This is a genomic window from Bacillus sp. JJ783 (assembly GCF_036963225.1).
Lineage (GTDB): Bacteria > Bacillota > Bacilli > Bacillales > Bacillaceae_G > Bacillus_A > Bacillus_A cereus_U.
In genome coordinates this window covers 9,925-28,013 of the sequence record NZ_JBALMG010000084.1, presented here as the reverse complement: position 1 = coordinate 28,013, position 18,089 = coordinate 9,925, and the positions used below count along the sequence as shown (strand labels likewise).

The window sequence follows — 18,089 nt, the reverse complement described above, 5'->3', positions numbered from 1 at the left end:
AATTAGATGGAACTTCTGAAGTTAGGTATGATAAAGATACAAAAACAATTAAAGTAGAAAATCTATTTAGAATGAAATATCCTAATGATCTGGGAAAAAAAGCTATAGAGGATATGGTAGCACCTTTTCTTCGAGATGCTAAAGATTTAAAAGAACAATCACCAGATCATTCTTATAAAATTGAATTTTATTATAAAAATGATCCTCAAAATAAATATATAATAATTACTGATGGGAATTTTCTGGGAGGAGAATGGTATAAATATTTGGCTGGACAAGCAGTTAAGCAGATATTTTAATCTATAAAAAGGGCTAGTTTTTCACTAGCCCTTTTATTATAGCAATTTATCAATGTACAAATTTGTTAAAGGTATTTTAGACGGTGACGCAGGCCAAGAAAAAGAATATAAAGAGCTTATGGGGAAATACTCGAAAATTATCTATTATAGTGGTGAACTTGGAGCAATTTTTAACGTTATATTTGCTGAAAAAGATGGATGAAAGTTTGCTACGAGTAAAGCGAAAATGGGAATGAGATAAAGGGAGGATATATATAATGAAACGCACAACAGAATTTGTATTAGGACTTATCGGTGGGATTTTCGGGATTTTATGCGCATTGCTTGCGTTATTTATTGGTGGGCTTGGTTCTGCTTTAGATGCGGATGGAGCCAATACACTTATCGGTTTAGGATGGGGAAGTGTTCTTCTCTCTATATTAGGAATTTGTGGATCTGTTGTAGTGAAGAATAGAGCTAAGCTTGGCGGTGCGATGATGACAATCGCTGCAGTTGGTGGATTAATTTGTATTTCTTTCTTTTATATTTTACCAGCCATTCTCCTATTTATTGGTGGGCTAATGGGGATTTTGCGTAAAGAGAAAGTGCTAGTTTCTGCATAATGAAGGGGAACTGTTACATGCAGTTCATCTAGTCTATGTAAAACAATAGGTTGAAAATCTAAATGCCCGACTATTATATGGAATAATAGTCGGGTATTTGTTTTTTCTAATGAACCGCAGATGTATGTAGTTACCTATTCTATATTCTTTTTATAACTCACCCGCAACAACCCCTTAAAATCCACCTCAGCAATCAACACACTTAACAGTATAAGCGTCGCCCCTAAGTACCCTTTACCTGTGAGCGTTTCGCCTGTGAAGAAGAAGGCAAAGCCTGCTGAAAAGACGGGTTCTAATGAAAAGATAAGTCCTGTATGTGTGGGCGTTGTGTATTGCTGGGCGATAACTTGCACAATGAATGCGACTGCGGTGCAAAATATGCTTAAGGCTAAGATTATTAGCCATGAGTCGATAGTGCCAGGAAGTTTTGGGGTTTCCATCACTAATGAAAAAATAAGACTAAATAGGCCGACAAAACCAAGTTGTACTACCCCAAGTGCAATTGAATTCACATGTTTCGTTACGCTTCCAGTAATGATGACGTGAATCGCATAAAATAAGGCAGACAGTATGCAAAAGATATCGCCGTTACCGATCTTGAATTCACTAGTTAATGTTAGTAAGCCGATTCCTAATATAACTTTCTTTTCAGGAATGTGTTTTAAAAATATAGCTGATAATATTGGAATGAAAATGACTGTGAGACATAGTAAGAAACCTGCATTAGATACACTTGTATACTTTGTACCGAATGTCGCAAAAATATAGACGATAAATAAAACGGAAGCTAGTATAAAAGAATATTTTACAGTTTTAAAATCAATTTTGAATAAATGTTTGTAAAATATTAAACCTGATAAAAGAAAGGCAATAATAAATCGTAATGCGATTAAATTGTATTCTTCTATGTCATCAAGTCCAACCTTTGTAAGTAGGATGGATGCACCCCAAAAGAATGTAACTAGTAGTAGCATTAAATCAGCTTTTAATTGAATTTTCATTTCTATTCCCTCGTTATGTATAATTTGTAATACCCGTAGCTCCATTGTTTATTTTAATATTAATTCTGAATATTTGGAACAAAAATTTATCGACGCATTTTTCTCCATCAAATGGTGTGAAATCAAAAACGAAATCATACCAATTGATGTACGATGTGATGAAGCCTTTAATCCTCTTTTGAAGCGATTTTCTGAGCAGCTTGGAAGAGGGATGGTGCGAGTTGGGAAAGATGGATATTCTCATTCGGTTATTGAAAGTTCGGATTTGAAGAAGCTGGGTATGTAATAGTATGTATATAAAAAAAACGCCTATTTCATATGGGCGTTTTTTTGATGTTGCAGTTATTCCTTTCCAAACTGAAAAATATCCCGATTAATGAGTTGATGAAAGTGGTTATCCATTTCTGCTGCAGGAACTTTTCTTTCGTTTTGAAACCACCACGCACTTAATGAGGTGATTACTCCTGAATAAAATTCCGTTATTAAATCATTTGGCATCGTATGATTTTTACAAAGGCGATTTAGCGCTTCTGTTTCTTGTTTTCTTGTTTCGTGGCTTAAATAATACATGCGGCTATTGAATTGTTCATCAGACATTTGCGCCTCAAATATTTTACAGATTTCTTCATGATGCAGGAATTGTTCCATCACTTGAAATGGTTTACTTAATCGATCTAACAGCGGTATTTCAGCAATCATTTCGCCATAGCGTTTAAATCCAAATGCTAATAGAGCATCTTTATCTTCGAAATGTTTATAAAAGGTTGTTCGGTGTACCATCGCGAGATCGCATATTTGGTTAATGGTGATGGTACTATATTTCTGTTTGGATTGTGTCATTAATTCAAATAAGGAATCCCATAGTAATTTATGTGTACGTCTAATACGTAAATCAAGTTGTTTTTCATTATCGTTCATCTACAATTCTCCTTTTTTGTAGATTAAATATACAAAGGCTGAAAATTGATTCTCCCTTTTTAATCTACATATGTATATTATATTACATGTGTTCCGGTTTATATAAAGCTTTTGGAGTAAAAAAACAGGAGGAGAATCAATACATGAATATAACAACTAAGAGCCCTGCAAGTGGCAAAGTTGATACTTCTAATATGAAACATACGCCCATTTTAATTGCATTACTTTTAGGGGCAATGGTTGCATTATTAAACGAAACATTACTTGGTAATGCGTTAACGGTATTAATGAAAGAATTTGACGTAACAGCTTCAACAATCCAATGGCTTTCTACAGCATACATGTTAGTAGTGGGTGTGCTGGTACCGATTACAGCATTACTTCAGCAATGGATCACAACGAGACAAATGTTCTTGATTGCGATGGTAACGTTTTTAGTTGGTACATTAATTGCGGGATTTGCACCGACATTTTCCGTTTTATTAGTCGGGCGTATCGTCCAAGCAGTAGCGACTGGGTTAATTTCACCGTTATTAATGAATACGATTTTAATTATTTGTCCGCCTGAAAAACGTGGTGCCACGATGGGGTTAATCGCACTCGTTATGATGTCAGCTCCGGCAATTGGCCCTACATTATCTGGAGTAATCGTTGATTCATTGAATTGGCGCTGGTTATTCTACTTTGTCGTTCCAATCGTAATTATTTCCATTGTAATTGGAATGAAGTACATTCAAAATGTTTCAGAGTTAACAAGGCCAAAAGTAGATTATCCATCTATTCTTTTATCAACATTAGGTTTTGGCGGGATTGTGTATAGCTTTAGTGCATCAGGTGACTTAGGATGGTCGGATGCGAAAGTGTATGGTGCTTTAATTGTTGGGCTTATATCACTATGTATTTTTATCGTGCGACAATTAAAAATCGATAATCCAATTTTAGAACTACGTGCATTTAAAGTTCCGATGTTTACAATATCAGTTGGATTAATCGTCATTGTTATGATGTCGTTATTTTCAACGATGACTTTATTACCGATGTTCCTGCAAACAGTTTTACTCGTTACAGCCTTTAAATCAGGACTAATAATGCTTCCAGGAAGTATTATTAGCGCTATAATGGGACCAATCGCAGGTAAACTATTTGATAAATTTAGCCCGAAAGTTGTTATCGTTCCCGGCATTGTGTTAGTAGGGATTGCAATGTTCTTATTTAAAGGCATTACTCCTGATACATCAATGGTACAAATTATTGTCATGCACAGCGTATTAATGGTTGGACTCATGTTTGTAATGACAGCACAAACATACGGTTTAAATCAATTAACACCAGATCTATATCCGCACGGAACAGCACTGTTTAATACGTTACAGCAAGTAGCTGGCGCAATTGGTACGGCTATCTTTATTTCGAAAATGTCTTCAGGAACAACTAAGTATATGGAAAGCTCCGCAAATCCAATGGACCCAGTAGAGAAGTTAAACGGTTTAACATCTGGATTCCAAGGTGCATTTACACTAGGGTTAATCTTTATCGTTATTGCTTTTATCGTATCGCTATTCTTAAAAGAAGAGAAAAAGGGAGTAGAAGCAGCGGGGGTTTTACAGAACGAGAATTAAGGTTCATATAAAAAAGACATCTTTACGAGATGTCTTTTTACATTTCTTTCGTAATATCATACTGCAATAATTGCCGCTGATCATAAAACTTTTCGAAAATAATGCCCATTACGTAGAAGAACAACAGACCGAAGCAAATGTGAATGAGCGTAAAGGTAGCTCCGAATGAAGAAAATTCATACACCATAATTGGTAATTTCGCAGTTGTCCAAACGCCTAAGAAAAATACGATGTACCTAATGCTTGCGCCTTTTTTTAATAGTAGTGCTGCAATCGGAAAGGCAACATAGAGGGGACCAGCTGCAATTCCGCCTAATAATAGAGAAAATAAGATGCCATATATGCCGGACTTTTCTCCCATGTATTTCATTAGCGTTTCTTTCTTCACCCACTGATCAAGTAACCCTACAAATACTAGGACAGGGGGGAGTAGAAACAGCATATCTAAAATACTATTCCCCGTTAATTGTAATGCGCTCCATCCTAAAGATTGGTTTATAAAAGTTAATAAGAGGAGCCCAAACAGTAATATGAAAAAGAAGCGATATCTTTTTAGTTCCTTCATACCATCACCACCCAAATGATATATGAGAATAGGAGTGACATGAGTAATGCAGATGCATTACGAGCGTAAGCAAAGCTTCGTCCGAATATCTTTTGTTCCATTGGCAAGGTTGTCATTCCTACTGACATTAATGTAGACATGAGTGCCGCAACTTGAGGAAGCCCTGCACCGTGCTGTATTAACGTATTACCAAGAGGGAACACGACAAAGCTTGGAATGAGTGCCACAGATCCGAGTATTGCTGAATAAATAATACCTAAAAATCCGGACTGTTCTCCAATGATAGAAGAGATGAAGGACGGTGTTAAGATAGAAAGTGATAGTCCGACGAAAAGCATAATGGAGAGCATGGCAGGGAGGAGGTTTCGAAATATTTTCCATGATTTTAATAGGGCAGCTTTCGTTTTATTCCGATCCTTCATAAAAGAAATCCCCGTAAGAACAATGGCCAAAGTGTAAAGGATAGCGCCATTAATCATGATAAGATTCCTTTAAGTCTTTATATTTGTCTAAGAAAAATGATAAGTTTTTCATTTTTTCCTCAATATCCATTTGAAAATCTGCTAATTGTTCTTTTCCGGCTGTAGTAATTTTGTACATCTTTCTCGGCTTATCTGGAACTGATGTACTTACATAAGATTCAATAGCACCTTCGTTTTCTAATTTCTTCAGCGTGCGGTAAAGGATGGCACTATCGATTGGATTGACCGGAAGTTCTTCTTCACATTTCTGAAGTAGCTGCCCGCCATAGTTATCACCTTCTGCTAAAAATAACAAAAGAAATGCACCTGTGTGTCTTCCTGTATGTTTCATGAATATACCTCCTAGAATGAATTGGAATATATACTGTTAATGACAGTATACTGTTGTTAACAGTATATGGTGCATGAAGTGCTATGTCAATTTTAAAATGTTGATTAGTGCAAAGAATAATCCCTGTTCTAATCTTTCTAAATAAAAAAATAAAAGCCAACTGTTTTCTTGTGACAGTGGCTTTCATAGTTGGTAAACTACTATATTACGCTTAGGGAATCTCGCCTTTTGATAGTAACACATATATGTTAGCCCTATATTGAGAAATAAAAAAAGACACTCTCAAGAGTGCCTCTTATTAGCAGCCGATTCCGCCGCCCCAACAGCTAGCTCCAACGATGATTAATAAAATAAAGAGCACAACAAGTAAGGCGAATCCACCGCCAAAACCACAGCCTCCACCACAACTACCACCATAGCCCATATTAACTCCTCCTTCCATAAAGTCCATATATTAATGGATTTATTTCACTTTATGTTTTTACGGATAAACTTGAGCAGGTCCTTTTGAAAAATAAAAGTACTCGGTATTTTAAGAGAGTTGACGACCTTATTTTTGTCACGAGTATTACGCTTATTACATATGGTATTTTATTCTGTGCATTGGGGGAAAGGAGATCGTTATGGCTAATTCTGAGATGATATTACGTTTACTTACGGATTTAAAGATTGAACAGCAAGCATTAAGAGAGCAGTTGGAGAAAATGCAAACAGCTTTGACTATTCTTGAAGAAAAATCAACTACTCCTGAAGAAAAACCAGCTGTTACAAAGCAGCGTGGACATTCTGGGTTTCCAACATCTTTTCGTGATTGGAGAGCATCTTCTCAAAAGAATTAAGGAATCCTGTTATAGTGCGTTATACAAAATCATAAATGAAAAAGTACAGTTTACTGTAGTTAATACAGAGGCTGTACTTTTTGTTATGTTAGTATAAGTTGTGATAGGCGGTTTGTATTTTCTTTGACTATTCCACCTTTAACTCGATCCCTTTATTCAACATATCTCCATTAATTTTCAAAGTTAATCCTTGCGTTTTTTTCGGAACATCGAATACAATGTTCCCTTCCGAATTTTCACTAGGATTAAGAACACCAAACTTAAATGTAGCGGTATTGGCAGCTTTAAGTACTAATTGAGATTCATTAGAAATGTGATATTCTCTTCCGGTACCGTCAATTAATTTAAAGTTGTTGCTATTTAGTGTAATGGGTTCCTCTTGACGATTATAAACTACTACGTCTAATACTTTAAATACACCTTGTGCTTTAACTTCTCCATTACCTATCACATCTAATGAAGCGACAGAGTCTATTGATATGTATACATCAGAAGAATCTCCGTGGGTGGGAAGTTCTTTTTGAGGATCCTTGTTGCTAAGTTCATCATTTTTTGTTTCTTTAGAAGTCTCCTGTTCGTTTTTCGTGTTCCTGCTAGATGTATCATGTGAACTGCAAGCTGATAATCCAAATAAGAATGTGCTACATAATAATGATGTTACTAACTTTTTGTTCATAGTTTGTTCCTCCAAAATAGAAGTACTTTTATGGGTGCCATAATGATTGAATAAACCTTATATTTTTCTTTACATGTACTAAATGTTACATCTTATTATATTGTTTTTGGGATAAAAAGGAAACTTGATAAGAATTTCTCCGACTGGATACTCGTTTGCCGTTTTTTATAAAGAGATATTTAATGATCTATAACACTCCAAACAGTTTCATCACTATCTTGGTCCCAATAAGCATATAACTCGCTTACTTTTCCTTTCGCGTTGCTTGCTTGTTCATCTTCTAACCAATTTCCAACATCTTCTGTTTTAAAATATTTTTCTTGAATGAAAGCTAAATAATGTTTAGTGTCATTTCCCCAACTGTTAATAAAAGAGAGTATTTTGTTAACATCTTCTTAGAATACATCGTCACTTACAGAAGCACCCTTATATTTCATTTCTACTGCTGCTAATACTCTAATTACACAATCTTTTAAATGATAGTCTTCAACTGCTATTGAATCAATTTCAACAATAGCTAAGTCAATTCTTTCGCCATTAATATAGTATTCTGTAAATATTCGTAAATTATTATTTTTTAGGAAGTCTTCTCCTAGTCTGTTTCTTAAATGAAAGTAAAAAGCATTTTTCAATGAATCTTCCTTTAGAAGGAAGTTGTTAGCATAATCAATTTTTAAGTCTTCTAACCAAACTTTTTTTATAGCTGTATCAATGTTTTCGAAAATTCCATTACCCATCATTAAATCCCCCGATTTTTAACATGAAAAATAAATGTAAATAAAAAAGACACTGTAAAGTGTCTTTTTTATTTAAGTTATGCGCATTGCTTAATAAGACGTTAGTTACTCATCCTGAACATGAGTAACTATGTAGGATAATTAAATTATAACATTTTAACCAATAATGGGTCTATATGGAATTTGTTTGATGATTATGTTTGGTTATTCAAAATTACAAATATAAAAAAGCACCGATGCTTGGAATGATGAATCGATTTGCAGCCGCGATACTCGGTGCGATTATTATGTATGAAATTGAACACCATGATTTCATGTGGACATTTGCTGCTGGAATTATGGGTGGGTATTTCTTGATTATTATTAATTTAGGATATTACAGCATGAAAGATGCGAAGAAATAAAGTGCTGCGTAAATAGCTAATTTGGATGACTTGAATGTATAAACCTAAAAACTTTCCTTTATGGAGAGCTTTTTATTACAAAGAAAAGACACCCATATAAGAGTGTCTTTTCCAATAGTTTTTTAGCAGAAGCAAGAAGCTCCAACAATGATCAATAAAATAAACAATACAACTAATAAAGCAAAGCCGCCGCCACAACTACTACAACTACCACCAAATCCCATAATAGCTCCTCCTTTAATAAGAGGGGAAAACAAGGGTACACTCATGTATTTTAACGGATTCAAATTACTTTATGTTTTTTACGCAATAATTGAGCAGGTCCTTTTGAAAATAAAGAAAAGACACCCTAAGGTGCCTTCCTCCGACTTGAACCATCTTAATTTTAATAATATTGGACTCCCGTCCGAATATTATTTTACCATGTTAAGTTGTTTTTGGAAATATGCCATATCGATAATTACAATCATATCATTAATAAGAACCCCATAAATGATAAACCATTCCACTAACAAAAAACACTAATCCTAAAAACAAAACAATTAAAGCAAGTACTCCATTTTGATTATGTTCCATAAAACTAGCTCCTTTTAGATTTATTTTTATATACAAAAAAGCCTTTAGTCGTAATTATGGCTAAAGGCTTTGAGCATTATACTTGTCACTTTATAAAATCTTATGAGAAGAATTTATAATGTTTTTTTATCAAATTTGAAACTGAAAATGTACTAGCTTGATAATGAAGCCTGGCTATTAGAATTGAAAAATTTTAGTTTTATTATAATTAATAGAAATGAGAGTAGTGTGAATATAAATCCGCTCCAAATAAGCTGGTGAATACCTAGGTTTGAAATGAACCAGCCTCCAATAGTTGTTCCTAGAGTAATTCCGAGATTTGAGAACGAAACGAATAGACTATTACCAAATTCAGGTGCTTCTTTTGCTTCGCTTATTAACCATGTTTGGCCAACAATTAATCCACCAGCATGTACGATTCCCCAAATGAATACGATAAAAATCATTGGAACAAGGTAGGAACCTAAATAATAAACCAATATGTAAACAACAGAATATAGAATAGGGAATGATATTACGGTATTTATTATGCTTTTTTGCAGGAGACCACCAAATAAATGATTACCTAAAATCATAACTATACCAAATATGAATAGCATGATACTGATGAGAGATCCATTCATGGAAGTTACTTTTGCAAGGTACTCGGCGAAGTAGCTGTATACGGAAAACATGGCTGCAAAAAGGAATGTGACGGTTAAAATATTTAACCATAATCCAGGTTTGCCAAGTATACGAATTTGTTTGCCGAAAGACATTTTTTCTTTAACAGGCATAGAAGGAAGTAGGATTAGTATTCCAATGAATGCAAGAGTGTTAACGAACGCTCCGAATAAGAAAGCAATTTCGAGTGAAAATTGGTCTGCAAGGTAAGAGGTTAGTGGTACACCTAAAGCAAAGCCAACAGTAATTCCCATAAAAACTTTTGTAACTGCTTGACCGCTCTTTTCTGGAGGGACAAGTTTAGCAGCTGTTACAAGAGCGATTGAAAAGAAGAGTGGATGAAGCGCTGCCGGTAAAATACGAAAAATAAGCATGATTTCAAATTGTGTTGTATAAGCGTAGATTACATTTGAAATAACAAATATGAAAATTGCTGTTAATAAAATTATTTTGCGATTAATACTAGAGACGAGCAGAATTAAAAACGGACCAGAAATAGCAACAACTAGTGCAAATATACTTACTAAAAATCCAGCTTGTGTAGTTGAAATTCCGAATTTTCGAGTGATTTGTGGTAATACGCCGACAATACCCATCTCGGTAGTAATAATTCCGAACACACCTATTGCGAGTGTCAGAATAAGTAAAGGATTTACTTTTTTCATTTATAAAACTCTCCATTCATATCAGTATTTTGAAAGTTAATTCATTAACAAAGAAGCATTATTACAAGCATGATTGGATGCCAATATTATCAGGATTATGTAGTTTGAAATACAATAACAGATATCTAAATAACTAGATATGATATGTTAAAAAATTTTCTCCTTTCTATGTTTCTTGCTTTTATAGGCAGTACAATTGTATAAAAAAGTAATTGGATACCTGTAAAAAAGCAGAATGTGTGAAAGCTAATAATCAATTGATATGCAGATTGATTATTAGCTTTCATTTTATAATTCGTTTTGGACGTATTCAGAAAACTCTCGTATTGTTTTTTCATTTCGGCGATAGTATGTCCATTTTCCAATTCGGTCAGATTCTAGTAGTCCTGCCTTTTTCATAGTTAATAAATAACTAGAAATAACCGATTGAGCTAGGCCAGTTTTAAGCTGGATATCTCCTACACAGACTCCAACTTGAAAGTTAAGGCCTTGTTCTAGATAAGGTTTTTCATCGAAATGGTTTTCTGGATTTTTCAACCATGATAAAATTTGACATCGTGTTTCATTTGACAATGCTTTATAAATTAATAAAGGTTCCATAAGGATATTATATCTACTTTTATAGATTTGTAAATGGGATTTGGTGATTTTGAGGGAAGAAGGTATATGCTATCCCCTTAAATAGGAAGGAGGTGCTCTGGATCTATACCCTTTGTAAAGGACACTCTAAAAAAGTTAGGCAACCTCAAGAAGATGATTTCTGTATGCCAACAGGAGTCATCTTCTTTAAATTCCATTGATAGCAAGAATGATTATAGTACGTCATATATGGGGTAGCGTCACATCGCTATCAAGCTAAGAAATACACTCATCTGAAAAACGAAAAAATGAGCTGAATTCTCATAAATAACTGTAGAGGTATAAATTTTTCGTTTTGGAGATATTTTAAAATCTTAGCTTGATGGGTATGTGGGTCAGTACCCCATAAAGAAAAGACACTCATATATGAGTGTCTTTTCCGATAGTTTTTTTAGCAGAAGCAAGAAGCTCCAACTATGATTAATAGAATAAATAATACAACTAATAAAGCAAAGCCGCCACCACAACTACTGCAACTACCACCAAAGCCCATTTTAATCTCTCCTTTGAGTAGGAGGGGAAAATTAAGGTCACTCATGTATTTTAATGGATTCACTTTACCTTATGTTTTTACGTATTAATTGAGCAGGTCCTTTTGAAAATAAAGAAAAGACACCCTAAGGTGCCTTCCTCCGACTTGAACCACTTTAATTTTAATAATATGTATTGGACTCCCATTCAACTATTATTTTATTGTATCTTTCTCGTTCTTGGCATTGTTGTTCTTCTGCTTTCTTCGTTTCTTTTTTTGTTTTGACTTCTGTTTCTTCTGTACCGCAAGCGACTAACCCTAAAGTTAGCACCCCGGCAATAAGTAGGTTAATTTTCTTCATTATTGATCCGCCTCTTCACCTTTGTTTTGTTGTAATAACGATGAATCGACGTTCACGACTCAACCTTCGTTTGTAATTTGTTCGTTAGAAAATGAACAATTGATCGTATTAGAAAAGGTTTAAAAATAAAACTTTTCTTTTCATCTAATAAATTTACCTTTAAAGACTACATAAATACCTTTGACCATATTTGTAATTCTTTGTAAAATGATATATATAGAAAGATTATGAATATACAGGTAATCTATGGATAGTAGTTTCTAAGAAATTATTCGGGGAAAATTTCTTAGTTAAGTATATTAACTTGTTTGCACTAAATTTTACAAATAAAGGGGTATTAGGAATCATGAAAGCAAAGAAATTAGTAAGTTTAGCGTTACCAGTTATGTTATTGAGTGGTTGTATTACAATTGAAACTGATGGTAAGAAAGCTGAACCAAAGAAAGAAGAAACGCAAAAGATAGAAAAAGAGAGTAAGACTTCTGAAAAAGAGAGTAAGTCAACTGATAGCAAGAAAGAGGATAGCTTATCTGTAGCGAAAGGTGAAGATAAGGAGACAAGTAAGTCAAGTACTTCTAACTCTACTAGTTCTTCCAACTCTTCTAGTAAGGTAACTGGTTCAGAAGTTGACAAATACAAGCAAGATATTTTAGACAATGCAAATAAAATAGACGAAACACTACGATTGATTGAAGACTCAGCAAAATCAGACATTAAATCAGTAAGCTTAAAGAAGAGTGAAATACAACTTGTAACAGGTGGGTCACAAGCATATGTAAGAAAAATAAAGTATCTTGAACCACCAACTGAACTGAAAGCAGAGCATGACAAGATAAAAGAATCAATGGACTTATACTATGATGCATTCCAACTCCTTTCAGATGCAGTAGGTGAAGAGAGTGAAAGTAAACTGAAAGAATCAATTACAAAGTCACATCAAGGTGCAAAGTTATTCGAAGAAGCGACAAAGAGTATTGCAAGTAAAACAAACTAATAATTAAAACTCATTCAGAATAAGGGGTATGATGTATGAGAGCGAAGAAACTAGTAACATTAGCAGTACCGTTCATGTTGTTAGTAGGTTGTGGAACTGATAAAACAGAAGCAAAGCCGAAAGAGAAAGTAGAGTCTAAAGAAGAGACGAAGGAGAAGTTGTCAAAAGAGAAGTACCCAACACGTATGACGAATTTATCTTCTGAGTTAGTACAGAAAATTACGGTTATAACTGAGTTAGCAATGGATAAAGACAAAGATGAAAAGTCTTTAGTAAAAGAGATAGTGAAAGAAGAGTCTGAGGTACAGAAAAGTATTGCTAAGTTTAAGAAAATAGAACCGCCAAAAGAGTTTGAAGACTCACATAAAGAAATCTTAAAAGCTGTAGATTGTTACAGTAAAGCCTATGCATTACAAGTTGAAATTATAAAAGGCAAAGGAAAAGTTACAGATGAAGACCGAAATAAGTCTCAAAAGTCAATGGACTTAATTAAAGAAGGTAATGAGTATTGGCAAAAAGGCTATGCACCACTTCAAGACGCTCAATTAGACCAAGCAAACGCTATTGGTAAGAAAACAGGAGTACAGTTCGATAAGCCTTCAACTTCTAATTCTGATGATGACAGTGTACAAGTATCAAAAGACGGTAAGGAGTTACTAGGTGAGTGGGGTAGTTACAAAGGTTCTGAATTCCATAAAGGGTTAGACTTCCGTGAAGATAATTCATTTACTGCTTATGATGATACAGGTAAATCTTCTTATGAAGACAATCACATGACAGGAACATGGCTTTTCGATGCAGACAAGAAACAAGTCACATTGTTACCTACTGAGTTTGTAAAAGACGGTAAGAAGATAGATGCAAAGAATACAAATGCATTTGTAGAGTATAAACTTGAATTCTTACGAGCAGGTTCTCTAAAAATGACTGACAGTAAAGGCAATACAATAACAGCTGAAAGACGCAAATAATCATACAATCAAAGGAATATATGAATATGAAAGCAAAGAAACTAATTACGTTAGCTTTTAAGCATGGTTGCTTTATTATTCTGTGATGTTTTAGGAATCAATGTGTTTTATAGTTTTTCTACGATGATAATAAATATGATTTGTTCATGCTACCTATATATTCATTATGTGAAAAGAAGGAATAGAGAAGTCCATTATGATGTTTAAAGGTAACTGGTATAAATTTGTAAAAATACTTATTAGTCGATTCTGGTAATAATGATTGTGAGGGAAAAAGATGAAATGGGGAATAGAAGCGATAAGACATACTGAATGTAGTGGTACTAATAGCGATAAGAATTTAAATTTGGGAGAGGAGTATCAAAGTACTTCATGGACATATTTATCCTTATCGTATCTTCAAGATTTTTTAGAATCATCGGGATTAAGTAGAGATACGATATTGGAACTACTCCCAATTAATTTTAAGGGAATTGTATGGGGTTTTTTGGAGGATGAGGATATTAAGTTTATACGCACGCTTCCGATCCCAAATAGATGTTTGGAAATTCTAGAGGAATATAAACTGATGGAAGTAGCTGTTACCTATGAACCAAACATGGAATTTAAATTGCGGTGGTTAAAAGAACGCTGGGAAAAAGGATACTATGTATTTGCGAATTGTTAAGAACGTAACGTAATAAAAGTAAAGAGTGGAGAAAAAAGAGATTAAATTCATATAATAATAGAGGCCGTATTTTCCTTAGGTTTTCAAAAATACTTGGAAATAGAGGATACCCTTGCTTTTGTTAACTGCATCATCTATTGCTGAAGTGACAAGGAACGATATTTGTTTCGTTCAATTTCTTTTCAATAAAAGAGTATTAAAAAGGTTGAGAGGAAAGTCGGAATGAAGGAATTTTGGGGAATTAAAGTTATTGTTGTAAACGAACATTCTGCGGAAACAGTTAAGAATATAGCGAATTATTTATTCAAGATGGCTCAGAAATGAGGCATCTTTTTTATTTGTAAAAAATAGGCCCTAAATTCGTAACAATCTTGTGTGTGAAAATAAAAAAACATCTTTGATAAGATAGTTTTTTTACTTATTTATTGAATTAAAATATTTTTACCATGGATTCTCTCTGCAAGCATTTTGAAAGAACAAGGTACTATGACCATTCCTTATGCACTGGGCGTAGCACTCTGGATCTGTTGGGAAAATGGAAGAATAAATTGTTGGCTGTGAGTAGGAGTTGTACCCGTAAGCCCAAGGTGTACCATAAGATGATATAGGTGCAGATGTTGTTGGTATTGAGTGAGGGGTGTACCCGTGAAAATTAGCACTAGATGGATTCATACGACACATATCTTCACATTCAAACCTATGTCCACCTTTCATAATGCAATCCCATACACATTCTTCAAATGTTTGACGATACAAAGACAGTCACTCCTTATCTTAATCCTATTGTTCTCGATATTATATTTATCTGTATATTTTTGGATAATTGTCCATACGTATTTGGGTGATTGTTAAAGATACATAGCAAAGCTTATGATTTTGCAGGACTTGAAGATGGTAAAAAAACGAAAGGACCAAAAAATAGTCCCTAGAAAACTGCATAACGTATTCAAAAAAATCTATTTAGATAGGAACCTATGCATTGGATAAAAGGTTAATAACTTGAGCAAAAAGAACTGGGTATTTACATACTTAACATACATATTAGTTTTGTTAATTAAGTCCTTTTTTAGGAATTTGTATATAGTTAATGTGCTAAAAAGCTTGAGAAATATCAAAATGTGTAATTTTTTTGACGATTTTGACAAAAGTGTTTAATATTTGTAATTTTTTGTTTTATAATGGTAATTGGGTTGATCGTGAATAATTTAAATATTTCGATAAATACTCAGGTTAATTTATTTTAGGGAGGTTTCAAGATTGGGAAAAAGAGTTATTTTAAGAGTTTTTACATTATTATCAGTACTGGCATTATTCCTGAATGTGTTTTTACCAAGGGCTAGTGCAGAGGTTATGACGCATGAGAAATATTCAATGGATTGGAGTTATAGTAACAGTCTAGGTAAGCACATTCGAACTGAAATTATTAAAAATTCAAGCGGTCAAATCGCTTATTGTTTAACTCTAGGTTTAAAATCACCAAATGGAGAAGATCTTCCTGAAATGGGGAAAACAGATAATGTAGTATATAGGGTCCTATTAAATGGTTTCCCACAAAAAAGTATAGAACAACTGGGAGTAGCTAATAAGAATGAGGCACATTATGCAACTCAGCTTGCGGTTTGGAATGCATTAGGTCAACTTGATGTAAATGAATTAAAGCATGAGAATAAAAATGTTGAAAAAGCGGCTAAGTCAATTATTAATGCTGCAAATACAAGTGAAGATACTCAAGATATTTTTATGAATGTGATTCCTGCTGAAAAGCAAAAGGCTGAATTAAAGGGTGAGTTCTTTGAAACAAACCTATACACAGTACAAACAAATGCTAAGAGTGGTTCTTATAAGGTAGTAGCGAAAAATGCACCTAATGGAGTTAAAATTGTTAGTGAAAATGGAGAAGTGAAAGATCAGCTTTCAGTTGGGGAAAAATTCCGTATCCAAATTCCTAAAGATACAAAAACAGGTGAATTTAATCTAAGTGTTGCTGCAAATTTAACTAAAGTTCAAGCAATTGCTTATCGCGGTACTGATACTGTTCAGAATGCTACAGTACTACTAGAAAGAAATGAGGAAAAGCTTAGTAGTGACCTTGCAGTAAATTGGGAAGCTGCTGGTTCTTTAAAAATTAAAAAGGTTGGAGAAAATGGTGAAGTTTTAGCTGGTGCAGTATTTGAAGTCTTTAATGCAAATAATGAATCAGTTGGAAAAATCACGACTGGTGCTGATGGTACTGCAGCATTAAATAACCTACCAATTGGTACCTACACAGTAAAAGAAATTAAAGCACCAACAGGTTATGTTTCAGGTGATAAACCACAAACTATTGAAGTTAAGACAGGGGAAATAGGAGCTGTTCAAGTAGTAAACAACAAAGTAAAAGGTAACATCGAAATTAAAAAACTTAGTGATTCAGGAAAGGTTTTACCTAATGTTGAATTCACAGTCTTTACTGAAGATGGGAAAGAAGTAAAAAAAGTAGTAACAAAAGAAAATGGAATTGCAAATGTTGATGGTCTTACGTATGGTAAATATTATTTCTTAGAGACAAAAACACCTAATGGATATATTGGAAATAAAACAAAGTATCCTTTTGAAATTAAAGAGCACAATAAAACACTTACTTTTACAGTGGAAAATACCGAAGTGAAAGGTAGTGTAAAATTACTAAAAGTAGATAATGAAGATATCAGTAAAAAATTAGAAGGTGCAGTATTCGAGTTAAAAGATGAAAGTGGAAAAGTAATTGGGGAATATAAGACAGATAAGAATGGCGAGGTTAACGTCAAAGATTTAGCATATGGTAAGTATTCATTTGTAGAAAAGACTTCCCCAAATGGTTATGTTCTTGTTAAAGAACCAATTGTGTTCGAAATAAAGGAACATGGGAAAATTATTGAGTTATTAGCAGTTAATCATCTTATCAAAGGTGATTTAGAAATTACAAAGGTAGATGTAGCTGATGGAAACAACAAGCTTCCAAATGCAGAATTCACTATTTATAATGAAGCAGGGAAAGAAGTAGTAAAAGGAAAAACAGACGATAAAGGTATCGCTAAATTTGAAAAGTTACCATTTGGAAAATACACATATAAAGAAACTGTTGCACCAAAAGGTTATGTATTGAATGAAGAAACGTTCTCTTTTGAGATCAAAGAGAATGGTCAAATTATTAAACATATTGTCAAAGATGAAAAGATTCCTTCAATAAAAACAACAGCTACTGATAAAACAGATGGTACAAAAGAAATGCACACTTCTAAGTCTGTAACAATCCAAGATAAAGTGGAATACAAAGACCTACAACTAGGTAAAGAGTACACTTTAAAAGGTAAATTAATGGATAAAGAAACTAATAAACCATTAGTTGTAAATGGAAAAGAGGTAACAGCTGAAACTAAGTTTACACCAAAAGAAGCAAATGGTTCTATTACATTAGACTTCACATTTGATGCAACTGGTTTAGAAGAAAAAGAAGTAGTAGTATTCGAAGAGTTACTGAAAGACGGAAAAGTTGTTACTACACATGCTGATATCAATGATAAAGGTCAAACAGTTAAGTTCGTTAAGCCATCAGTAAAAACAACAGCTACAAACAAAGCTGATGGTGG

General features: G+C 33.7%; 22 protein-coding genes and 2 pseudogenes. 10 read left to right on the top strand and 14 right to left on the bottom strand.

Annotated elements, in window-relative coordinates:
- The 3 genes from V7038_RS17845 to V7038_RS17835 form a co-directional block, all read left to right on the top strand.
- Positions 1-299, top strand: a 299-nt coding sequence (locus V7038_RS17845) for a hypothetical protein (protein ID WP_335471181.1), incomplete at its 5' end; no start/stop codon positions are given.
- 52 nt (positions 300-351) lie between these two features.
- Entirely contained in the window at positions 352-501 is a 150-nt protein-coding gene (locus tag V7038_RS17840; RefSeq protein WP_283746988.1) for a hypothetical protein, read from the top strand.
- 55 nt (positions 502-556) lie between these two features.
- Positions 557-901 carry a DUF4064 domain-containing protein gene (locus V7038_RS17835; protein ID WP_283746989.1) on the top strand — a complete coding sequence of 115 codons (345 nt, stop codon included), beginning with the start codon at positions 557-559 and terminating at the stop codon, positions 899-901.
- A gap of 134 nt (positions 902-1,035) precedes the next feature.
- Here V7038_RS17835 and V7038_RS17830 read toward each other — a convergent pair whose 3' ends face one another.
- Both V7038_RS17830 and V7038_RS17825 read right to left on the bottom strand, forming a co-directional pair.
- Complete coding sequence (locus tag V7038_RS17830; RefSeq protein ID WP_335471177.1) at positions 1,036-1,902, bottom strand: DMT family transporter; 867 nt, start codon at positions 1,900-1,902, stop codon at positions 1,036-1,038.
- A 342-nt stretch (positions 1,903-2,244) separates the two neighbouring features.
- Positions 2,245-2,820 (bottom strand): TetR/AcrR family transcriptional regulator, encoded by a 576-nt coding sequence (locus tag V7038_RS17825; protein ID WP_002202941.1) that lies wholly within the window; start codon positions 2,818-2,820, stop codon positions 2,245-2,247.
- A 143-nt stretch (positions 2,821-2,963) separates the two neighbouring features.
- On the opposite strand from V7038_RS17825, the gene V7038_RS17820 reads away from it, so the two are divergent.
- Positions 2,964-4,439: an MDR family MFS transporter gene (locus V7038_RS17820; protein WP_335471174.1), complete on the top strand. Its 1,476-nt coding sequence runs from the start codon at positions 2,964-2,966 to the stop codon at positions 4,437-4,439.
- A 37-nt stretch (positions 4,440-4,476) separates the two neighbouring features.
- Here V7038_RS17820 and V7038_RS17815 read toward each other — a convergent pair whose 3' ends face one another.
- From V7038_RS17815 to V7038_RS17800, 4 genes are all read right to left on the bottom strand, one after another.
- A complete protein-coding gene (locus tag V7038_RS17815; protein ID WP_002201551.1) occupies positions 4,477-5,004 on the bottom strand; it encodes a permease in 528 nt (175 codons plus the stop codon).
- The gene (locus V7038_RS17810; protein ID WP_070146237.1) at positions 5,001-5,483 is read right to left on the bottom strand and encodes a hypothetical protein; all 483 of its coding nucleotides are present in this window, start codon (positions 5,481-5,483) and stop codon (positions 5,001-5,003) included. The genes V7038_RS17815 and V7038_RS17810 overlap by 4 nt, the downstream gene beginning before the upstream one ends.
- Positions 5,476-5,817, bottom strand: a complete 342-nt coding sequence (locus V7038_RS17805) for a PadR family transcriptional regulator (protein WP_002202937.1) — start codon at positions 5,815-5,817, stop codon at positions 5,476-5,478. The genes V7038_RS17810 and V7038_RS17805 overlap by 8 nt, the downstream gene beginning before the upstream one ends.
- Positions 5,818-6,115: 298 nt before the next feature.
- On the bottom strand, positions 6,116-6,241 hold the full coding sequence (locus V7038_RS17800; protein ID WP_000540378.1) for a YjcZ family sporulation protein: 126 nt from the start codon (positions 6,239-6,241) through the stop codon (positions 6,116-6,118).
- Between the two features lie 199 nt (positions 6,242-6,440).
- On the opposite strand from V7038_RS17800, the gene V7038_RS17795 reads away from it, so the two are divergent.
- Positions 6,441-6,656 carry a hypothetical protein gene (locus V7038_RS17795; protein ID WP_002159059.1) on the top strand — a complete coding sequence of 72 codons (216 nt, stop codon included), beginning with the start codon at positions 6,441-6,443 and terminating at the stop codon, positions 6,654-6,656.
- 127 nt (positions 6,657-6,783) lie between these two features.
- Here the strand turns inward: V7038_RS17795 and V7038_RS17790 are convergent, their stop codons facing one another.
- Both V7038_RS17790 and V7038_RS17785 read right to left on the bottom strand, forming a co-directional pair.
- The gene (locus tag V7038_RS17790) at positions 6,784-7,332 is read right to left on the bottom strand and encodes a DUF4352 domain-containing protein (RefSeq protein WP_335471171.1); all 549 of its coding nucleotides are present in this window, start codon (positions 7,330-7,332) and stop codon (positions 6,784-6,786) included.
- Positions 7,333-7,727: 395 nt separating this feature from the next.
- A complete protein-coding gene (locus V7038_RS17785; protein WP_335471169.1) occupies positions 7,728-8,069 on the bottom strand; it encodes a hypothetical protein in 342 nt (113 codons plus the stop codon).
- Between the two features lie 218 nt (positions 8,070-8,287).
- Here V7038_RS17785 and V7038_RS17780 point away from each other — a divergent pair.
- Positions 8,288-8,473, top strand: a pseudogene (locus V7038_RS17780) (ATP synthase I); the annotation flags it as partial.
- A gap of 122 nt (positions 8,474-8,595) precedes the next feature.
- Here V7038_RS17780 and V7038_RS17775 read toward each other — a convergent pair.
- The 6 genes and pseudogenes from V7038_RS17775 to V7038_RS17750 form a co-directional block, all read right to left on the bottom strand.
- Complete coding sequence (locus V7038_RS17775) at positions 8,596-8,697, bottom strand: YjcZ family sporulation protein (RefSeq protein WP_000505688.1); 102 nt, start codon at positions 8,695-8,697, stop codon at positions 8,596-8,598.
- 504 nt (positions 8,698-9,201) lie between these two features.
- Complete coding sequence (locus V7038_RS17770; RefSeq protein ID WP_070169893.1) at positions 9,202-10,377, bottom strand: MFS transporter; 1,176 nt, start codon at positions 10,375-10,377, stop codon at positions 9,202-9,204.
- A gap of 288 nt (positions 10,378-10,665) precedes the next feature.
- The gene (locus V7038_RS17765; protein WP_002159054.1) at positions 10,666-10,977 is read right to left on the bottom strand and encodes an ArsR/SmtB family transcription factor; all 312 of its coding nucleotides are present in this window, start codon (positions 10,975-10,977) and stop codon (positions 10,666-10,668) included.
- A 135-nt stretch (positions 10,978-11,112) separates the two neighbouring features.
- Positions 11,113-11,206, bottom strand: a pseudogene (locus V7038_RS17760) (IS3 family transposase); the annotation flags it as partial.
- 201 nt (positions 11,207-11,407) lie between these two features.
- Positions 11,408-11,509, bottom strand: a complete 102-nt coding sequence (locus V7038_RS17755) for a YjcZ family sporulation protein (RefSeq protein WP_000505688.1) — start codon at positions 11,507-11,509, stop codon at positions 11,408-11,410.
- A gap of 160 nt (positions 11,510-11,669) precedes the next feature.
- Complete coding sequence (locus tag V7038_RS17750; RefSeq protein ID WP_002201545.1) at positions 11,670-11,849, bottom strand: hypothetical protein; 180 nt, start codon at positions 11,847-11,849, stop codon at positions 11,670-11,672.
- Positions 11,850-12,195: 346 nt separating this feature from the next.
- On the opposite strand from V7038_RS17750, the gene V7038_RS17745 reads away from it, so the two are divergent.
- The 4 genes from V7038_RS17745 to V7038_RS17730 form a co-directional block, all read left to right on the top strand.
- Positions 12,196-12,843, top strand: coding sequence for a hypothetical protein (locus tag V7038_RS17745; protein WP_002201544.1), 648 nt, complete (start codon positions 12,196-12,198; stop codon positions 12,841-12,843).
- Positions 12,844-12,878: 35 nt separating this feature from the next.
- On the top strand, positions 12,879-13,814 hold the full coding sequence (locus V7038_RS17740) for a DUF3994 domain-containing protein (protein ID WP_002191429.1): 936 nt from the start codon (positions 12,879-12,881) through the stop codon (positions 13,812-13,814).
- A gap of 277 nt (positions 13,815-14,091) precedes the next feature.
- On the top strand, positions 14,092-14,481 hold the full coding sequence (locus V7038_RS17735) for a hypothetical protein (protein WP_002202933.1): 390 nt from the start codon (positions 14,092-14,094) through the stop codon (positions 14,479-14,481).
- 1,257 nt (positions 14,482-15,738) lie between these two features.
- Positions 15,739-18,089 (top strand): SpaA isopeptide-forming pilin-related protein (locus tag V7038_RS17730; protein WP_335471166.1); only part of this gene is annotated, 2,351 nt, incomplete at its 3' end.

What these genes read in the sequence shown, in the direction of transcription:
- V7038_RS17840 (WP_283746988.1), top strand. Translation starts at nt 352, where the DNA reads ATGTACAAATTTGTTAAAGGTATTTTAGACGGTGACGCAGGCCAAGAA.
- V7038_RS17835 (WP_283746989.1), top strand. Translation starts at nt 557, where the DNA reads ATGAAACGCACAACAGAATTTGTATTAGGACTTATCGGTGGGATTTTC.
- V7038_RS17830 (WP_335471177.1), bottom strand. Translation starts at nt 1,902, where the DNA reads ATGAAAATTCAATTAAAAGCTGATTTAATGCTACTACTAGTTACATTC.
- V7038_RS17825 (WP_002202941.1), bottom strand. Translation starts at nt 2,820, where the DNA reads ATGAACGATAATGAAAAACAACTTGATTTACGTATTAGACGTACACAT.
- V7038_RS17820 (WP_335471174.1), top strand. Translation starts at nt 2,964, where the DNA reads ATGAATATAACAACTAAGAGCCCTGCAAGTGGCAAAGTTGATACTTCT.
- V7038_RS17815 (WP_002201551.1), bottom strand. Translation starts at nt 5,004, where the DNA reads ATGAAGGAACTAAAAAGATATCGCTTCTTTTTCATATTACTGTTTGGG.
- V7038_RS17810 (WP_070146237.1), bottom strand. Translation starts at nt 5,483, where the DNA reads ATGATTAATGGCGCTATCCTTTACACTTTGGCCATTGTTCTTACGGGG.
- V7038_RS17805 (WP_002202937.1), bottom strand. Translation starts at nt 5,817, where the DNA reads ATGAAACATACAGGAAGACACACAGGTGCATTTCTTTTGTTATTTTTA.
- V7038_RS17800 (WP_000540378.1), bottom strand. Translation starts at nt 6,241, where the DNA reads ATGGGCTATGGTGGTAGTTGTGGTGGAGGCTGTGGTTTTGGCGGTGGA.
- V7038_RS17795 (WP_002159059.1), top strand. Translation starts at nt 6,441, where the DNA reads ATGGCTAATTCTGAGATGATATTACGTTTACTTACGGATTTAAAGATT.
- V7038_RS17790 (WP_335471171.1), bottom strand. Translation starts at nt 7,332, where the DNA reads ATGAACAAAAAGTTAGTAACATCATTATTATGTAGCACATTCTTATTT.
- V7038_RS17785 (WP_335471169.1), bottom strand. Translation starts at nt 8,069, where the DNA reads ATGGGTAATGGAATTTTCGAAAACATTGATACAGCTATAAAAAAAGTT.
- V7038_RS17775 (WP_000505688.1), bottom strand. Translation starts at nt 8,697, where the DNA reads ATGGGATTTGGTGGTAGTTGTAGTAGTTGTGGCGGCGGCTTTGCTTTA.
- V7038_RS17770 (WP_070169893.1), bottom strand. Translation starts at nt 10,377, where the DNA reads ATGAAAAAAGTAAATCCTTTACTTATTCTGACACTCGCAATAGGTGTG.
- V7038_RS17765 (WP_002159054.1), bottom strand. Translation starts at nt 10,977, where the DNA reads ATGGAACCTTTATTAATTTATAAAGCATTGTCAAATGAAACACGATGT.
- V7038_RS17755 (WP_000505688.1), bottom strand. Translation starts at nt 11,509, where the DNA reads ATGGGCTTTGGTGGTAGTTGCAGTAGTTGTGGTGGCGGCTTTGCTTTA.
- V7038_RS17750 (WP_002201545.1), bottom strand. Translation starts at nt 11,849, where the DNA reads ATGAAGAAAATTAACCTACTTATTGCCGGGGTGCTAACTTTAGGGTTA.
- V7038_RS17745 (WP_002201544.1), top strand. Translation starts at nt 12,196, where the DNA reads ATGAAAGCAAAGAAATTAGTAAGTTTAGCGTTACCAGTTATGTTATTG.
- V7038_RS17740 (WP_002191429.1), top strand. Translation starts at nt 12,879, where the DNA reads ATGAGAGCGAAGAAACTAGTAACATTAGCAGTACCGTTCATGTTGTTA.
- V7038_RS17735 (WP_002202933.1), top strand. Translation starts at nt 14,092, where the DNA reads ATGAAATGGGGAATAGAAGCGATAAGACATACTGAATGTAGTGGTACT.